Genomic DNA, 16,970 nt, shown 5'->3' with positions numbered 1-16,970 from the left:
GAGATAAAGCGAGATAAATGGCATGGATTTGATCTTTTTCCTCATCAAAGTCTACTTGAGCTTGATAATAAGCTGCCATTAAGTAATTCTCATCTACTTCCAACAATTGTTCCAAATTAACTGGCTCCATAGTACTTAATTTATCTTTAACATAATTAACGATATTGGGATTCATTTCTCGCTCATAATCACTTTCCATGTAACTTAATTGGTCAGCTGTTGAGGAATAGGTCATCTCTTGACTTTCCAACTCTTCAGAGTCTTCAAACTCAATAGAAGCCACTTTCATAGCTTCGCTGTCATCCATTTCCAGGGTCTCAACTTTATGGACCTTTCCATCAACGAGCATTTTTTGTGCTGTCAGTGCGATCTCATTCCCCTCTGCATTAGTCCAAACCCCAATGAATGGGTTAAGAGTCTCCTCTTCATTCAGAACTTCACTTGTCGTTGTTGTATTCTCATTCGCTGCAACATTTTCTACTGAAGTTTTTGAAGCATACACAGATAAAGCGATCGCCCCAACAAGCAAACTACTCATTACTTTTTTCATTCAAATATCCTCCTATAAGTTAAGCTTTCAAAAGGTGACATAAATACGAAATGCTTATTAATAATAATGTAAATCATGTTACAATTATTATATCAAAAACTTTAAAGATTAAAATTGAAATTAAACTTTCTAAATAATTGATCTCATATAATTCAAAATAAATTCATAATTAAAACTATTTCCAAGAATATCGTTCTATTCCTGTTCTTTTTGTCCTATTTTAAGATATCTATCTATTTTATCAAATATTTTAATAAATTGAAGATTTAATAATATAGGGTCTGAACCTTCCATATTTTCATTTTCCAAGCTGTGGAGCTATAAAACTTATAGCTGGCTCATTTTGAATTATAATTTTTAGTGCAATTAGTGTGTAATGGTTTGCTAAATAATAGCGAGTATTTTAAAATTTATTCATCGTCAAGTTTAGAAAGGACCTATTATGAAAAAGAGATTAATCAGTACGAACGCATCAGATATCAAAACGATGACTGCTCAAGAAATAAAACAAAGCATTAAAGCGAGCGAAGGTCGAGTGGTTTTAACAGAAGTCATTGCTCAAAAAGACACCTATATAGCAGATGTTACGGGAGCTGAAGTGGCATTTATTTTCGGCTTGAAAAATATGTAGTTTTAAAAACATCTGATTATGTATATATATTCATTGTCCAAGAGAAAGTCCCTGCTAAATATTCTTTTTTATCCATAGATACTGCTAGTCCTTTACTATTGCTAAAGAGATAAAAAGAGAAGATAACTTTATAGTCAACTGCTCCTTCTATTCATTAATTCATTTACATACATTTATATTTTTTTAAATCTCTATTTTTTATAATATGTCCCATCGGCATATACAACAAATACATCGATGATAGCCTCTTTTTCCGATATATTTTGATCAACGATCTTATCTCTTGATGCAATGGTCAAAGTATAAGAACCATCATCATTGAACTCGAAGTCAAACATATAAGCATCGGCTGGGAAGTCCTCTTTACCCAATAAATAATTATAAGCAATATCGGGATCAAAAGGTTTAATGACTGCATTATCCGGATAACGATCAAACCAATCCGGCATATAATCCGGAACAGTTGGTGAGGCTTCTTTTACTCTTGCTAAACGTGTTTCCTCATTACGATTGAAAACATCGCCTTCACTGGTACCGATTTCACCATCTGGCATCACTATGTAAGTGACTCCATCGACAGCAAGAAAAGCAAATCCCCCAGCACGTTCATAGCCAGTATTATAATCAACAGATAATCCAGTCGTCGCTTTTACTAAAATAGTATAAGCTTCCTCTTGACTAAACTGATCATCACGAACTTCATATTCGGACTCTTTGAGCAAATGAGGATCATCCTGGGTCTTATCAGCTGCTGTATTATTAGCTGCTGTATTATTAGCAGTGGTTACTTCTTCTTTTTCTGGCCATTCATAATCTTCTAAATAAACTTCTGATGACTCAGCTTTTCGTTCCTCATAGGCTTTAATGGCTTCATCAATCATCTTTTTGAGTTGATCTTTAACCATCGTTTCATCTTTTTCTTCATCTTCTTTTAATTGACGGTAGTTTTCTAAAATAGTTCGCGGAAGGGCTTTGTTCAATTCTGCAAACGTATAAGTCGTATCCTCTAAATCTTCTGCTAAAACTAAATAATCTTCATAGTCTTCTTCTGTCAAAAGTTCTAATTCAGCATAATCTTGAGATAAAGCGAGATAAATGGCATGGATTTGATCTTTTTCCTCATCAAAGTCTACTTGAGCTTGATAATAAGCTGCCATTAAGTAATTCTCATCTACTTCCAACAATTGTTCCAAATTAACTGGCTCTAAAGTGCTCAATTGGTCCTTCACATAATTGACGATATTGGGATTCATTTCTCGTTGATAATCGCTTGATAAGAAATTCAGTTTATCCTCAGCTGAATGATAAGTCATTTCTTGGCTATCAAAATTTTCAAAATCAAAAGAAGCCACCTTTTCTTCTTCACTTTCATTAACTGCAATTTGCTTAATTTCATGGACTTCACCATCGATAACTAGGTTTTGAGGTGTTAAAGAAATTTTATCGTCCTTATCATTTCTCCAAACGCCAACAAAAGAATCAATTTCCTCTGCTTTATTTTCGACTTCAATCGTAGTTGTCGTATCTTCTTCTGCTAAAATCTTATCACCTGAAAGACTTGAGACAGCTAGCGCTAAAACAAGAGTACTTACCAAAAGACTGCTAATAGCTTTTTTCAATGACATCACTCCAATAATTTTTTGACAATAGTGAAAATAACCACTCAATAGGTAACTATCTTACTTAAAATAACTACTAATTCCAGTATACTTAAAAATGCTTTAAACAGAAAGTCTTTTAATAAAATTGTAGGTGTTTTTTATAGATTGAAAAATATTTAAAAATTAATTGAATTGTGATAAAATTTATATGATTAAATTTAACCTAAAAGGAGCTACAACATGTCTACAAAAAGAATATTATTGTCAACCATCGCGGTTATGTCTATTGCCACAAGTACTTTTCCAATCAACACTATTGCACAGGAAGCGACTGAATCAGAGCAGGTAAAAACTGAAACAACTACTAAAGGATTAAGTTACACTTATGAGGAAGCGGCTAAAAAAGTTGATGAGGACTTTTACGATCAATACTTATATTCTCTACATTATTATGGGGTGACGGATGAAATGATTGCAACACTTCCTGAAGGAAGTGTTCGTGAAGCGGCTATTCAATATTTAATTCAACTACCTACTGGTGGAGATATTTCCATGCCTTACGCTCACTTTAAAAAATTGTACCCTTCACTTTTTTCGAACGATCAAACTACTGTAATTCAAAGTTCTTCAGAAACTTCAGAAAACGGACTTTCATTTACCTATGAAGAAGCCGCGAAAAGGGTTGATCAAGGATTTTATGATGAATATTTATATTCATTACATTATTACGGCGTAACGGATAAGATGTTAGCAAAGCTTCCTAAAGGAAGTGTTCGTGAAGCGGCTATTCAATATTTGATAAAGCTCCCAACTGGTGGTGACATTACCATGCCTTACGCTCATTTTAAAAAGTTATATCCAGAACTATTCAATAGTACTTCATCAAATGAAACAGATTCAATGGGTGACGAAAGTATCATTTCACCTAATCATGAAAAACTGACACAGCATTTAGAGCAACAAGTTGAGCAAGAAAATGTAGAAAAAGAAACCTTACCTTTTAACTATACATTTACAACGGACTCAGGCAAATATACTGTGAAATATGTTTCCTTATTAGAACCAAGCTCTGCTGGTAATCAAGACGAGAAATTACCCATGCTCGTTGTCAAGTATGAATTTGAAAATACGTCAGATCAAAAAGTAATCGATTACGCCCACACTTGGGATGAACATGTCTTATTCTCTCAATTTCAAGCAGATTCACTCATGAAATTAGAGCCAAGTGACTACCAGCTAGACACTGACAATCAAATGTTTATAAAAAGTGAAGAAATTGATCCAAACGATAAAATAATCGCTACAGCATACTATCAATTAAAAGATAGTGAGTCTCCGTTAACCTTGTCAGTTCTTCAAGATGAGACAATTATCGATTTCGATCTGAAAATTGAAGACTTGCTAAAACTTCCAAAACAAAGTGCCCTTTTCTTTGATGATAACAATCAAGGCTATCTGTTTGACTTCAATACCCTCTATTTATTAAATCCTAGCCAAGAATTAGCTGATCAACTCAATCTTGAAATTAATAGCCTAGAAGACTTGGATTTATCAGAAGAAGCGATCATCCAAAAAGAAAAAATCCCTGACCCTCAAGTGACTGCTTTAAAATTAGAAAACATTAGCTACCGTGTGACTAAAGAAGATAAAATCGAAATTCTTAATACTGATGAAGAGGTCTTAATGAGCCTTCAATCCCAATCGAATTGGGAGCGTTTTGAAGACGCTGATGGACATTCATTTCAAATTATCCACTAATTTATAACTTTATATTTTAAAAGAATCTAACTCATTAAAAATGAGAGATTCTTTTTTTTTTAGTCCCCTCTCTCAAATAATAATAAATATATTAGGCAAAATGCTATATTTTATATACGAATTCAGCACAAATGCCAAAAATTGATTCCGCTTTCAATTTTTGTTGACTTGTATTTTATATGGGATTAAAATCTGATTATAAAAATTATATTAGGGGGTATTGCTATGGACTCATTTTTAAAGTTTGTTATTGATGTAATCACTAAAGCGAGCGATTTAATGTGGTCGAATGTACTTTGGATCATTCTAATGATCGTTGGCGTGTTTTATACTGTCTATCTTGGTTTCCCTCAAATTCGTTTCTTTGGAAGAGCCTTTAAAGAAACCTTTGGAGGTGTTTTTGGAGGTAAAGAAAAAGATCAAGAGGGCACTATGTCCTCGTTTCAAGCGCTTGCTACTGCAGTTGCCGCTCAAGTAGGAACTGGTAATATCGCCGGGGTTGCAACCGCCATCATGGCTGGAGGTCCAGGGGCTATTTTTTGGATGTGGGTTTCAGGTTTGATTGGTATGGGTACTATCTTTGGTGAAGCTGTTTTAGCTCAGAAGTACCGTGAAGTTCGAGACGGAAACTATGTAGGAGGACCTGCTTTCTATATTAGTAAAGGCTTGAAGAATAAGCCCCTAGCCAAATTCCTAGCAGGTTTCTTTTCCGTAGCAATCATTATAGCCTTAGGTTTTATTGGTAATTTAGTTCAATCCAATTCCATTTCAGCTGCTGTTAAAGAAGCAACTGGTATCAATCCGATCTTCGTAGGGATAGGGATCGCTATTGCTGCTGCACTTGTCTTCATGGGTGGAATGAAACGTATTGCTAACTTTGCAGAAATGGTCGTGCCATTTATGGCTGCATTGTATATTATAGGTGTAATCGTTGTTCTTTTTGTCTATGGAGATCAAGTCGGTCCTGCCTTCAAGTCGATATTTGTGGCAGCCTTTAAACCCTCATCAGTATTGGGTGGCGCGCTTGGGGTTACAGTCAAACAAGCCATTCGCTTTGGAGTAGCCAGAGGCCTTTTCTCAAACGAAGCAGGTATGGGATCAACTCCTCACGCCCACGCTGTTGCCAACGTTAAACATCCAGCGGAACAAGGTCTTGTAGCAATTGTTGGTGTTGTGATTGATACCTTCATTGTTTGTACTGCTACTGCAATGGTGATTCTCGTTACTGGCGCTCATGAAAGAGGGCTTGCTGGCCCCCTTGTAACCCAAGCAGCTTTCTCATCTGCTTTTGGTAACTACGGAACCGTCTTTCTTGCTATCTGCTTAACTTTCTTCGCCTTTACCACCATTATCGGTTGGTATTACTTCGGTGAAACAAACATTCGCTACCTCTTTGGTAAAAAGGGGCTTTTGCCTTATCGAATCATTGTGATTCTGTTTCTCATTCTAGGTTCCTCCCTTACCAAGAAAGTTGATTTTGTGTGGACCATGGCAGACTTCTTTAACGGTTTGATGGTCTTTCCGAACATGATTGCACTGATATTCCTTGCCCCACAAGTTAAGAATATCCTCGACAGCTTCAAAGCCGGTCACGAATACAATCGCGAGGAAATGTAATAATTATTAAAGATAAAAATGAATGTAAATAAGCCTCCAAAGTCGTTATTAAATTAACTTTGGAGGCTTTTAAATTAAGAATCTTCTTAATAAGTATTTTCTTATTTTACGTTTTTTAGATAATATTCTTTTTTAAATTGAAACCACCTGTATAATTTGCCAATCAAGTATCATTATAGCTCACATTATTGACTATTTTTCATTAGAAACGAAACGGTAATCGTTTGCTAAAAAAAATCTTGTATTCTATTATTTGTTTAGTATCAAGCATCGAAAGGAGTCACTATGAATAAAAGATTAATCAGTGCGAACCCATCAGATATTAAGAACATGACCTCCCAAGAAATTAAACAAAGCATTAAAGCGAGCGAAGGTCGAGTGGTTTTAACAGAAGTCATTGCTCAAAAGGACACTTATATTGGAGACATTACAGGTGCAGAAGTGGCTTGCGCTTTTGGTTCCGACATGATTTTACTAAATGGTGTAGATGTTTTTAAGCCTGTTATTAAGGGGCTGACAAAAGAAGAAGAAAAAGATTTTGTAAGAAGTCTCAAAAAATATACTGGCAAATTAATTGGCGTTAATTTAGAACCTGTCGATACAACCGCAGCGATGTTAGAAACTAGAGGAAAAATTGCGATGGGAAGGCAAGCCAGTGTTGAAACTTTCCAAAAAGCCAATGAACTTGGTCTCGATTTCATCTGCTTAACAGGTAATCCCGGGGTGGGCGTAACAAATAAAGCGATTATATCCAGTATAAAAACGGCAAAAGAACATTTTGACGGCTTAATTATAGCGGGAAAAATGCATGGAGCTGGAGTGAACGAGCCTGTACTAACTGAAGCGGTGGCTGAAGCCATTATTTCAGCGGGAGCAGATGTTTTGCTGGTACCCTCCATTGGTTCAGTCCCTGGCGTTCGGCCCAATGATTTATACAAAGTGGTAGACTATGCCCACTCCAAAGAGGCTTTAGTGATGTCTACTATTGGGACCAGTCAAGAATCCAGTGATTCAGACACGATCAAGCGAATGGCTATTGATAATAAAATTGCTGGTGTGGATATCCAGCATATTGGTGATGCAGGTTATCATGGCATGTCTCTGCCTGAAAATATTTATGCCCTCAGTGTTGCGATTAGAGGGAGAAGACATACGATTTCAAGAATCGCCCGGTCTATTAACCGATAAAGATCCTATATAAGGTAAAAGAAGCTTGGATAAGAAATGATAGATTAATGATTTTTTCACTTTATGCTTAGATAAAAGGACTCTAGACCAAAAAATGGTGTAGAGTCCTTTTTATTCAATTTAATAAGTGACTCTGAAACTTTAGCTGAATCACTAACAAAATGACTGATCCTCTTGGTGATGAAAAGGTTTATTTTTTATTAGGACGTTCTTAATCAGTCGACTATATTCTTTGTATTTGAATTTGCTTCTTCTAAAGATAATATGCCTATCCCTGGTCAAAAGCATTCCATCATTTTCCGATCAGCCTATTTTTTACAGTTTTTTTGATGTGCTCTTAATTTTTTTGTTGCCCACTCATAATGGCTTGAAGTGGCGCTTACAAAATACGAACCAAGTGTACTTCCTCCCACCCACTTATAGACACCTTTTGAAAATAATTCTTCATTTGTAAAGGTTTCAGCTAACGCTAAAACATCTTTATGCGATTTATGAAACATTTCAGTTGCATCTTCGAGAGTAGTGTTTTGATGTTTTTTCCAAAACTCCACATTCATCTCTCCATACGTTCTCCAATTGTATGGAGACGGAATAAAAGATTTCTCCTTGCCATTTTGATTTGTTTCTACCCAATTTATAAGAAGCTGGTGCCATCCATAAAGGTGGATCAGAATATCTCTTAAATTTTTATCTCTTTTCCAATGCGCTTCTTTCTTTTTTTCATCCTTTGAGAAATCGAAAGGTGTATTTAACTCTTCCTCAGTCATTTTTGAAATAAATAAATTTAACTTTTCATAATTTTTGTTAGCAACAACCATTAAATCATTTTTTGTTTTTGGTCTTGGCATAATATTTCCTCCACTCTACGCTATATCATTTTTTTCTTCTGACATTCTATTCTTATTACTCAAATTGATTTCTGTACCAGTTGCTGATTTTCAATAAAGGTTATCATTTTTCTTGGTTTTGCTTGTTAAGTGTACCACTAAATTATCCGTCATATGAAATTCTTTATTATTTACTTCTATTTATTGATACTTTATCCTATATATACAAGGTCAAAGATCGTTTAAAATCAAACTCGTTCTAACTTAGGCATAAGCTTATTTAAAACTATATTTTAAAGGAGTGTTTGAGAATGAATACGGATAAGTTTAAAGCGATGGTGGTTACAGAAACAAAAGAAAGAGAATTTAAACGAGCGATAAAAGACAAAATCATCCAGGATCTACCGGAAGGTGATGTCCTTATAAATGTAAAATTTTCTTCACTGAATTATAAAGATGCCCTCTCATCGATTGGCAATAAAGGCGTCACGCGAGAATACCCTCATACTCCTGGAATAGATGCAGCTGGTGTCATAGTAGCGAGTGAAAATGATATGTTTACTGTAGGTGAAGAGGTAATTGTTACAGGCTATGATTTGGGGATGAATACTTCAGGAGGCTTTCAACAATATATCAGAGTCCCTAGTGACTGGATTGTAAAGCTGCCTGAAAATCTCTCATTGAAAGAAAGTATGATCTATGGGACTGCAGGCTTTACCGCTGCTCTTTCGGTATATAGATTAATCCAATCAGGCGTGAAACCAGAGGATGGAAAAATATTAGTCACAGGGGCTACCGGCGGCGTTGGAAGTACTGCAATTTCAATTTTAAGCAAATTAAACTATCGTGTCACGGCTGCTACTGGAAAATTAGAAAAAAAAGAAATGTTATTAAATCTTGGAGCCAAAGAGATTATAGATAGACCAGAATTAGATGATCAGTCTGGAAAGGCTCTATTAAAAGGACAGTGGGCGGGTGTAATCGATACCGTCGGTGGAAACCTTTTATCGACAGCGATTAAATCAGTTAAATATGGTGGTAGTGTGACATGCTGTGGGAATGTGATATCAGGCGACCTTTCAACATCTATCTATCCATTCATATTAAGAGGAGTCTCATTATTGGGGATTGATTCGGTTCAATGTGACCTAGATACTCGAAGGAAGTTATGGGATTATCTAGCAAATGATTGGAAAATAGATCATCTAACGGATAATGTTGAAGAAGTCTCTTTAGAAGATTTAGATGAGAAAATAAATTTAATGCTCGAAGGTAAACATACAGGAAGAACCATTCTTAATCTGAGTATGTAGAATAATGGAGTATTTAAAAAGAAAGTACAGTCCGATATTATATTACTAATATAATTAGAAACACCTAAACATGTCTAAGTTTCAGGTGCCTTTAGTAACTATATTTAAAGCAAAAAAGAGTTTAGTATACTAAGTGAATAATTACTAAACTCTCTTTTTTTATTTAAATGACATTCCACATTATTAATAAATTAAAAAAATTAATAGGCACTAAAAAGTAAAATTTAACAATCATCTATACTCTTCTAAATCGATAGTCTGGTCGTAATTTGTTTCAGAATCTATATGATGGGCAACTTCCACTAAAATAATAGGCAAGTTTAAAAGAATTTGACGAACAACTTGTGCATTTTTTTGATCTAATGCAGCCGTTATCTCATCCGCCAGTACTATATCTTTCTTTCGAAGCAAACAACGCACCAGTTCCAATCGGAGTCGTTGCCCACCTGAAATATTTTCACCGTTGTTTTCCAAATGATAATCCAAAATAGCTGGAATTTCTTTAGTTAAACCAACCTGATCTAAATAGTATAGCAATTTACTGTCCGAAATATTCTGCCCCATAGTTAAATTCTCCCGAATCGAACCATGACTGAAAAATGGATGTTGTGAAATATAGGCTACATTCCCTTGGAATTGAAGAAATTCTTCGCCTTTATTATTGCGAATAAAAACACGGCCAGTATCAGGACTTATTTTTCCTGCTATGATCCTAAGTAGCGTAGATTTCCCTGATCCACTGGCTCCCTTTATCAAAACTTTACATGGCATAGACAATTTTAATGACAGGTTCTGAAAGAGCACTCGCTCACCAGTCTGTTTCGATACCTTTTCCAAAACCATTTCAGAAACAGAGTCAGCAGTAATATAGGAGTATTCAAGACCAGGCGTTTCAAGTAAGGAAAATATTTTGTTTCTAATATCACTTGAACGTTGAATATCAGAAAAACTATACATCATGGTTTGTAAAGGTCCACTGAGATTCATAGTAGCGATATACATAGCTATTAAGCTAGCAGTTGTCAATTCCACTCCTTGTTTTTGTAAGAATAAACCAAGAGCCAAAGGCAGTACCTGACTAAAAAATACTAAAGGACCATTAAAGAAATAAGTAATATTACTTGTCCATTCATTTTTCCAGCGAGCATCCTCATAATTGGCATTGACTTTTTTAAGCGAGGATAGTTTTTCTTCGCTAGCACCGTAGAAATAAAAAGTGTCTGCTCCTCTAAATAAATCTCCTACAGATCGATGGAAATCCTTTTGCTTTCTTGAAAAATCAGCTCCACTATTAATCAAACGATTATTCATTAAAACTTGAGGCAAGGGACGAAGAAAAGAGAAGGTAACAAAAAGTAGACCTACCCAAAAGTTTTGCCACAAAATAAACGCGATGGTCGTACATAGAATAAATGCTTTTCCAATAATAATATCTATAGGCAGAAGAAAACGATCGTACAATAATTCCATATCCTGTGTTAAAATTGAAACTTTTTCATCGTGCGTAATCGATTCTTTTAAAAATAATTTTTTCATAAGTTTGTTTTTTAATCGTAATTGTAAATGACGTTGCAGATTATTACTAACAAAATTGGCGAGCAGCATAGTGCTATAGAAAATTAAATGCAAACAAAAACCATATAAAACAAAGGAAAATATCGTGTCTGTAGTCAACTGCTCCTCACGGATGTTCAACAAACGCTCAAGTATTAACGGCTTTATAAGCATTAATCCACTATTAAGAAACATCCCTATTAAAAAATAGACGAGCACATTCGTTTTAATATATTTCAGTATTTTCATAAGCCCCTCCATGTATCTAACAAGTTTTTTATAAACTCTCAATCAGCTCCGTGTATTAAAAATAACCAAAACGACACGTTTAATCCAGTCTTTTTTAGTAATTAAACTATCGAACAGATCTCAAACTAATGAGTGGAGCATAGTATCAAGAATTTTCTTAGCTTGATGCAAAATTGGCAACTCTCTATTGGCAATAAGCTTACCTAATTTAGTATGTATACATTTTTCATACTCTTTTACCGCATCCAAATAAGATAATTTTAATGTCGATAGATAAAAATTTTCTAATTCTACTTTCGTCAAACTTTTCTCACCATACGAAACAACTTTACACAAGACGTTCTAATATTTAAAGCGGTCTTTACTAAACATATTAATTTAGTTTAAAACAATAAGGCCTCTTCTGGTGATCACCAGAAGAGGCCTTATTGTAATTGAAAGTACTATAAATTCAGCAGTATCTTTTTATTGTTTTATTAGTGAAACAACTCAAGAAAATTTAACAAAAAATTATATTTCTCAATAAGAGACTTGTATTCTATTTGTTTTTATCTCGGTCCCAGAACCGCATCATCGTAATACCCTCTAACAAATCGGTTTCGTTCGAATCAGTAACTTTGAAAAGTCCAGGCTCATTTAATCGTTCTTCTGCCACAAAATCTTCAGAGTCCGAACCTACTAAAATTGGTTTGAAGTGAGTGAAGGCATCATCCAAGAATTGTTGAACATCTGCTTTGAAGTCCTGCTTAAGGTGATTCATTCCTGCTAAATATAAGGCATCAAATAAAACCATATCAGCAGTGTTGAAAGCCTCCATTATTTTTCTTTCTTTATCAAGATCCATATAGCCAAGCTTTTCAGAGATAATAGTTATATAAATTCCTTGATCTTCTAAAGCCTTGATGACTTTCCCCACTTCAACTTGGTTAGCACCACTAGCGATTAAAACAGCAAGTTTTAAAGTGTCAGGTTTCTTAACTGTCTTTTCTTGCGAAAGAGCTGGCGATTTTTCGACTGATTTTCCTCCATAATTGAAATCTTTTGATTCAATATTTCCGTCTTCATCTGCTGGGAATTTAGCTCCTTCATCTACTTTCACCTTGAGATTTAGATGATCAGCAACTCCTTGCGCAAAGTCCCTATCTACTCTTCCAAGTTGGTTGACAACTTGCTGTCTAACTTCTTCTGATTTTACCTTGGTAAGTTCAAAAGAGAAGCCATTCATACAGTGCTGTCTTTCAACCTCAGTTAAAGAATTTAAGAATAGTCTTGGTTGCGTATAGAAATCTTTAAAAGCAAGAATTCTAGATCTAGTCTTCATACCTTCAACGTTTTGTGTTGTTGTCTCATAACCGCCCTCTTCCCACGGGGTAACTTTCGGCGCATTATCCAAACGTGAGTTATTTCCATAGTTAGTCGGCGTTGTATTAATTTTGTATTGCATAAAGCCGTCTCTTTGGTTGTTATGAACTTCTGGAATTGGTCTATTAATAGGAAGGTCTTCAAAGTTTGCCGAACCCAAGCGATGGTGATGGGCATCATTATAGGCAAAAAGTCTTCCCTGTAACAGTGGGTCATCGGAAGTCTCAATGCCTCTCACCAAGTTCGCAGGATTGAATGCTGACTGTTCCGTTTCGGCAAAGAAGTTCTCGACATTTTTATTTAACTCAATCTTACCAAATTCTGTCACCGGAACTATTTCTTCTGGCCATAGTTTTGTTGCATCTAGAATATCGAAATCAAACATAAATTCTTCTTCTTCTTTGATGATCTGTGCTCCAAATGTCCAAGTCGGGAAATCTCCCTTGTCGATTGCTTCCATTAAATCTTTTCTGTGGAAATCGGGATCCATGCCTTGAATTTTCTGTGCCTCTTCCCATACTAATGAATGAACACCAAGGTCTGGTTTAAAGTGGAATCTACAGAAGAAAACTTCACGCTTTTCATTCACCAGTTTATAGGTGTGAATGGGGAAGCCTTCCATCATACGATAAGATCTAGGAATGGCCCGGTCAGACATGGTCCAGCAAACATTATGTAGTGTCTCTGGATTATTGGCTATAAAATCCCAAAAAGAATCGTGAGCTGATTGGCCTTGAGGAACCTCATCTTTGGGTTCTGGCTTTACTGAATGGATCAAATCAGGAAACTTGATTGCATCATTAATGAAAAATACCGGATGAGTCACACCTGGTAAATCAAAATTGCCATCCTGGGTATAAAACTTAACCGCAAAACCATGATTATCTCTGACAGTATCTGCTGACCCTCTAAAACCTTGAACGGTAGAAAAGCGAATGAAAATAGGGGTTTTCTTGCCCTCTTCACTTAAAAAATCAGCGGCAGAGTATTCTCTGGCATTTTTTGTAACGGTAAAAGTACCATGTGCTCCTGTCCCTCTAGCATGTACCACTCTTTCCGGAATTCTTTCTCTTGAGAAGTGTTGCATCTTTTCAAAATAGTGAAAGTCTTGCATTAAAGACGGACCACGTTGCCCAGCCTTTAAGGTGAAATTATCGTTCGACATTTTAACGCCTTTATTGGTCGTTAACTGACTGTCTGCGTCATTAGTATAATACTTCTTTAAATCCTCTATTTTTTCATTCGATTCATTGGTTTTATTTTTGTTTATATCAGTCATTAGGGTTCACCTCATGATTTATTTGCTTCATTTTATATTCATATTTTGCATTAACTATTCTAAATTTTTACCATGTCTCGAGGGAAAGGTTCTTATTTACCTATTTTTATTTAGGAATAATTAAAATAGATGATGTCTAACTTGTCCATTTCCCTTTTAACGTTTTTAAATTAAAACAAACAATAAAACAAAACTTGACTACTCACTAATAACAGCTCAATCAACCACCTACCTTTATTGATCGTTTCAAGATAATCTAACTAACTAATTTGATAAGATTAACAGTATTGACACATTCTTCTCTCTGCTTAAAAATTTTAACAAAACGAAAAAATGTTTCTTTTAAATTTATAATCTTCTATTCTCTTCAAAGAGTCAATATTTATGCACTCCATTTGTATTTAAGACACCACCCACTAATTATACAAATAGACCACACCTTAAGATAAAGGTGCAGATGTACATTCTATTAATTGGCAAACAATGAACAGTCAGTATATAGAAATCATTTAAATTGTTAAGCCAGAAGGTAAGTTTCTACCACTCATTTTAGATGTTCATTAAGACTAAAGCTATTATTATCAATCCGATGGCCAATTGATTCTTTCTAGCTATCTTTTCCTTAAATATAAAGTACCCTCCTAAGTTGATAAAAACGATACTTCCCACACTAAAGATCGGAAAGGCCACTGACGTTTTTACCGTTTCTAGGGACTGGATTAAAAAATAAGAAGAAAAAAGATTGGGTAGACCTACGGCAAAGCCAATGAGTATATCTTTACGATTAAATAGAACTTTTTCTCTGATAATAAAAAAGAGGCTCATTAGAAATGCGATCAGAAAGACAAAGAGTAAAAATACCTCTTTATATTCCATTAAGCCATAGTTTTGATAGATCTTATTCGAAAACTCTGCCATACCATTCAATAGGAAGAGAAGAATGATAGAAGGTTTGATATCTAATTTGTCGAGTGAATTGGAGGATAAATTGACTATTAAAATGGATAAAATTGATAAAACAATCCCAATCCACTGAACGATTGTGGGAAACTCTTTCCAAATAAGAATAGAAAAGAGCATTGGAATTAGAATTCCCAGTTTGGAAAAGGTGCCTGAGATAGACACTCCATTCTCTCTGATGCTTTTTTGATAGTAAATAAAGGATGAAAAGAAAAAGAGACCAGCTATCGAGCCAACAATTATAGCCCATATAAGACTCGCATAGGCTGAAAAAGTGTAAGTCTCTTGAGTTAAAAGGTAGCTGAACTCAGTTAAAAAACCTTTTGTCTTTTCTATACCTATTAGTAAATCTTTAGACCAAATCATAAAAAGACTAATTATAAATGCAGTAAAATAATTGGCACTAGTTACTAAATAGCGGTTGGCATTAACATTATTCGCATATTTAAAAACTAAAGCAATCGTAGCGCTACAAACGGTTGCTAAAAATAAATAAAACATAAACTAACCTCTTCCTTATTTTCTTTCTAATTCTATTAGTGTAGGTATTTTAATAGTTGTTATAATATCCTTTGTTAATTATTAATTTTATCATACATTTAATTTTTTATTATACGATCTTGACTGTTTGGAACGACTCGTTTCGATTCTATTCATCCTTACGCTAAACTTTGTACGATATAGCTATTCATTAAAATTTTAATCCTATCTAGTCTTCAATCAATTAAAAAGGTAAGGTTTTGATTAATGAGTTAACTATTCAAATCTGATCTTTAATTAGTTGTTATATCTTTTAATTTATAGGTATAATTAAGGAAGATTATTCAACATAAGAACTTTCACAAGCAAAATTAAGTGATACAGACATCATTTGATATAAGACAATTTAAATACCGAGGATATAATGGTATATTCAACAATGGTTCTAGGGTGGTTAGGCATTTTAATATTTTTACTCATACTTTTAACCTTCCAGAAAATCACAAAAAATAATGAGTATACTTTTTTGCATTTATTACTAGCACTCATGTATGCTATGTGGCTTCCACTACCAATTGTCCTCTACCGATTACTAGAATCAGATTTATTATTAGTAGGAGCTGTGTTTGGTTTTGTTTATTTGATTCTGCTAGTAGCTGGAATGGTTCTGCAAACCGGTCATCTAGCGTATATATCCCAGCATAATGAAGATGGGGCTATAAAAGATAGCTATATAAATTATATGATGGCGACATTATCTCATCCCTATGAAGGCTTAGTAAATGTATTTAAATGTATCTGGGCTGTTTTTTTAGGAATAACCTTTTTCAATAACGGAGAAGTTTTAATGGCAGGTTTAATGTTCTTATTTGGATTAGCATCTTTTATTATCTGATAATCATTTTAGATGCTAGTCTAGTAAAAAGAGTCACACTATTTGAAAAAATAAAGCCAACTACCATTTTTGTGAATATTGAAACCTTATTATTCTTCTTGACATTGATGATCTATCTAACATTTAATTTTTAAGATTTATTTGAAATAATATAAATCGTTTGCGAATGACCGTGATTCCTAAAGGATAAATAATAATTAAAGAAACAACCGAGGACATTTAATCCCCGGTGGTTTTTATACTTCACAGATGATTATATACAATCCAGCTCTCCTATCTCTTAAAATTGTATATTCGAATTTAACAGTACATAGATGCACCACTTCATACCTGGATTATAACTATATTCTTGAATAAAAGATTACTATTCTAATAATATTTTACAAAATTTTATATTCCTATTATAAATAGTTTAGTTAAAAATAAAGAATGCACTTCATTGCTGAACTACACTCTTTTTACTTTTAACAGGATAATTCAAAGTGGTATGTTCCTCCTGAGGTAGTTCGCTATATTCGCAGTGCACTTAAGGGAAGAACATATCACTTCATATGTTCTCTATTTAGCTTTCTGATAATAAAAAAAGAAGGACTTCTACACTTTGTCGAAAAAGTCCTATTGTATATCGTTTCGATAAATGGATACTGTTTTAAACTTTTTTAATTTACCAATAATAAATATTTTTTCCGTCCTAAGTTTCTCAAAT

General features: G+C 34.3%; 12 protein-coding genes and 1 pseudogene. 6 read left to right on the top strand and 7 right to left on the bottom strand.

Annotated features, from left to right (window positions below; all coding sequences use genetic code 11):
• The coding region (locus tag HF969_RS06715; RefSeq protein ID WP_168427178.1) for a hypothetical protein at positions 1 to 550 on the bottom strand (550 nt) is incomplete at its 3' end.
• 442 nt (positions 551 to 992) lie between these two features.
• Between HF969_RS06715 and HF969_RS06710 the strand changes: the two are divergent.
• Positions 993 to 1,166 (top strand): annotated as a pseudogene (locus HF969_RS06710) (DUF7916 family protein); the annotation flags it as partial.
• Positions 1,167 to 1,372: 206 nt separating this feature from the next.
• On the opposite strand, the gene HF969_RS06705 reads toward HF969_RS06710, so the two are convergent.
• Positions 1,373 to 2,800, bottom strand: coding sequence for a hypothetical protein (locus HF969_RS06705; RefSeq protein WP_168427177.1), 1,428 nt, complete (start codon positions 2,798 to 2,800; stop codon positions 1,373 to 1,375).
• A 222-nt stretch (positions 2,801 to 3,022) separates the two neighbouring features.
• On the opposite strand from HF969_RS06705, the gene HF969_RS06700 reads away from it, so the two are divergent.
• The 3 genes from HF969_RS06700 (at position 3,023) to HF969_RS06690 (ending at position 7,345) form a co-directional block, all read left to right on the top strand.
• Positions 3,023 to 4,540 carry a DUF5067 domain-containing protein gene (locus HF969_RS06700; protein ID WP_090290006.1) on the top strand — a complete coding sequence of 506 codons (1,518 nt, stop codon included), beginning with the start codon at positions 3,023 to 3,025 and terminating at the stop codon, positions 4,538 to 4,540.
• A 225-nt stretch (positions 4,541 to 4,765) separates the two neighbouring features.
• A complete protein-coding gene (locus tag HF969_RS06695; RefSeq protein WP_090290005.1) occupies positions 4,766 to 6,157 on the top strand; it encodes an alanine/glycine:cation symporter family protein in 1,392 nt (463 codons plus the stop codon).
• A gap of 285 nt (positions 6,158 to 6,442) precedes the next feature.
• Positions 6,443 to 7,345 carry a DUF7916 family protein gene (locus HF969_RS06690; protein WP_090290004.1) on the top strand — a complete coding sequence of 301 codons (903 nt, stop codon included), beginning with the start codon at positions 6,443 to 6,445 and terminating at the stop codon, positions 7,343 to 7,345.
• Positions 7,346 to 7,653: 308 nt separating this feature from the next.
• On the opposite strand, the gene HF969_RS06685 is transcribed toward HF969_RS06690, so the two are convergent.
• The gene (locus HF969_RS06685; RefSeq protein ID WP_090290003.1) at positions 7,654 to 8,193 is read right to left on the bottom strand and encodes a ClbS/DfsB family four-helix bundle protein; all 540 of its coding nucleotides are present in this window, start codon (positions 8,191 to 8,193) and stop codon (positions 7,654 to 7,656) included.
• Between the two features lie 290 nt (positions 8,194 to 8,483).
• On the opposite strand from HF969_RS06685, the gene HF969_RS06680 reads away from it, so the two are divergent.
• The gene (locus tag HF969_RS06680) at positions 8,484 to 9,485 is read left to right on the top strand and encodes a YhdH/YhfP family quinone oxidoreductase (protein WP_090290002.1); all 1,002 of its coding nucleotides are present in this window, start codon (positions 8,484 to 8,486) and stop codon (positions 9,483 to 9,485) included.
• A gap of 231 nt (positions 9,486 to 9,716) precedes the next feature.
• Here the strand turns inward: HF969_RS06680 and HF969_RS06675 are convergent, their stop codons facing one another.
• From HF969_RS06675 to HF969_RS06660, 4 genes are all read right to left on the bottom strand, one after another.
• Positions 9,717 to 11,288, bottom strand: coding sequence for an ATP-binding cassette domain-containing protein (locus HF969_RS06675; RefSeq protein ID WP_090290001.1), 1,572 nt, complete (start codon positions 11,286 to 11,288; stop codon positions 9,717 to 9,719).
• 120 nt (positions 11,289 to 11,408) lie between these two features.
• Positions 11,409 to 11,591, bottom strand: coding sequence for an NUDIX hydrolase (locus HF969_RS06670; protein WP_090290000.1), 183 nt, complete (start codon positions 11,589 to 11,591; stop codon positions 11,409 to 11,411).
• Positions 11,592 to 11,826: 235 nt separating this feature from the next.
• On the bottom strand, positions 11,827 to 13,929 hold the full coding sequence (locus HF969_RS06665) for a catalase (protein ID WP_090289999.1): 2,103 nt from the start codon (positions 13,927 to 13,929) through the stop codon (positions 11,827 to 11,829).
• A gap of 549 nt (positions 13,930 to 14,478) precedes the next feature.
• Positions 14,479 to 15,390, bottom strand: coding sequence for an EamA family transporter (locus HF969_RS06660; protein WP_090289998.1), 912 nt, complete (start codon positions 15,388 to 15,390; stop codon positions 14,479 to 14,481).
• Positions 15,391 to 15,895: 505 nt separating this feature from the next.
• On the opposite strand from HF969_RS06660, the gene HF969_RS09755 reads away from it, so the two are divergent.
• Positions 15,896 to 16,264 (top strand): hypothetical protein, encoded by a 369-nt coding sequence (locus HF969_RS09755; RefSeq protein WP_210727902.1) that lies wholly within the window; start codon positions 15,896 to 15,898, stop codon positions 16,262 to 16,264.
• Positions 16,265 to 16,970 lie beyond the last annotated feature (706 nt).

The sequence above is a fragment of the Facklamia miroungae genome (genome assembly GCF_012396555.1).
Classification (GTDB): domain Bacteria; phylum Bacillota; class Bacilli; order Lactobacillales; family Aerococcaceae; genus Facklamia; species Facklamia miroungae.
Note: the sequence above shows the minus strand (reverse complement) of the source record. Positions and strands in the feature narration are given on the sequence as shown.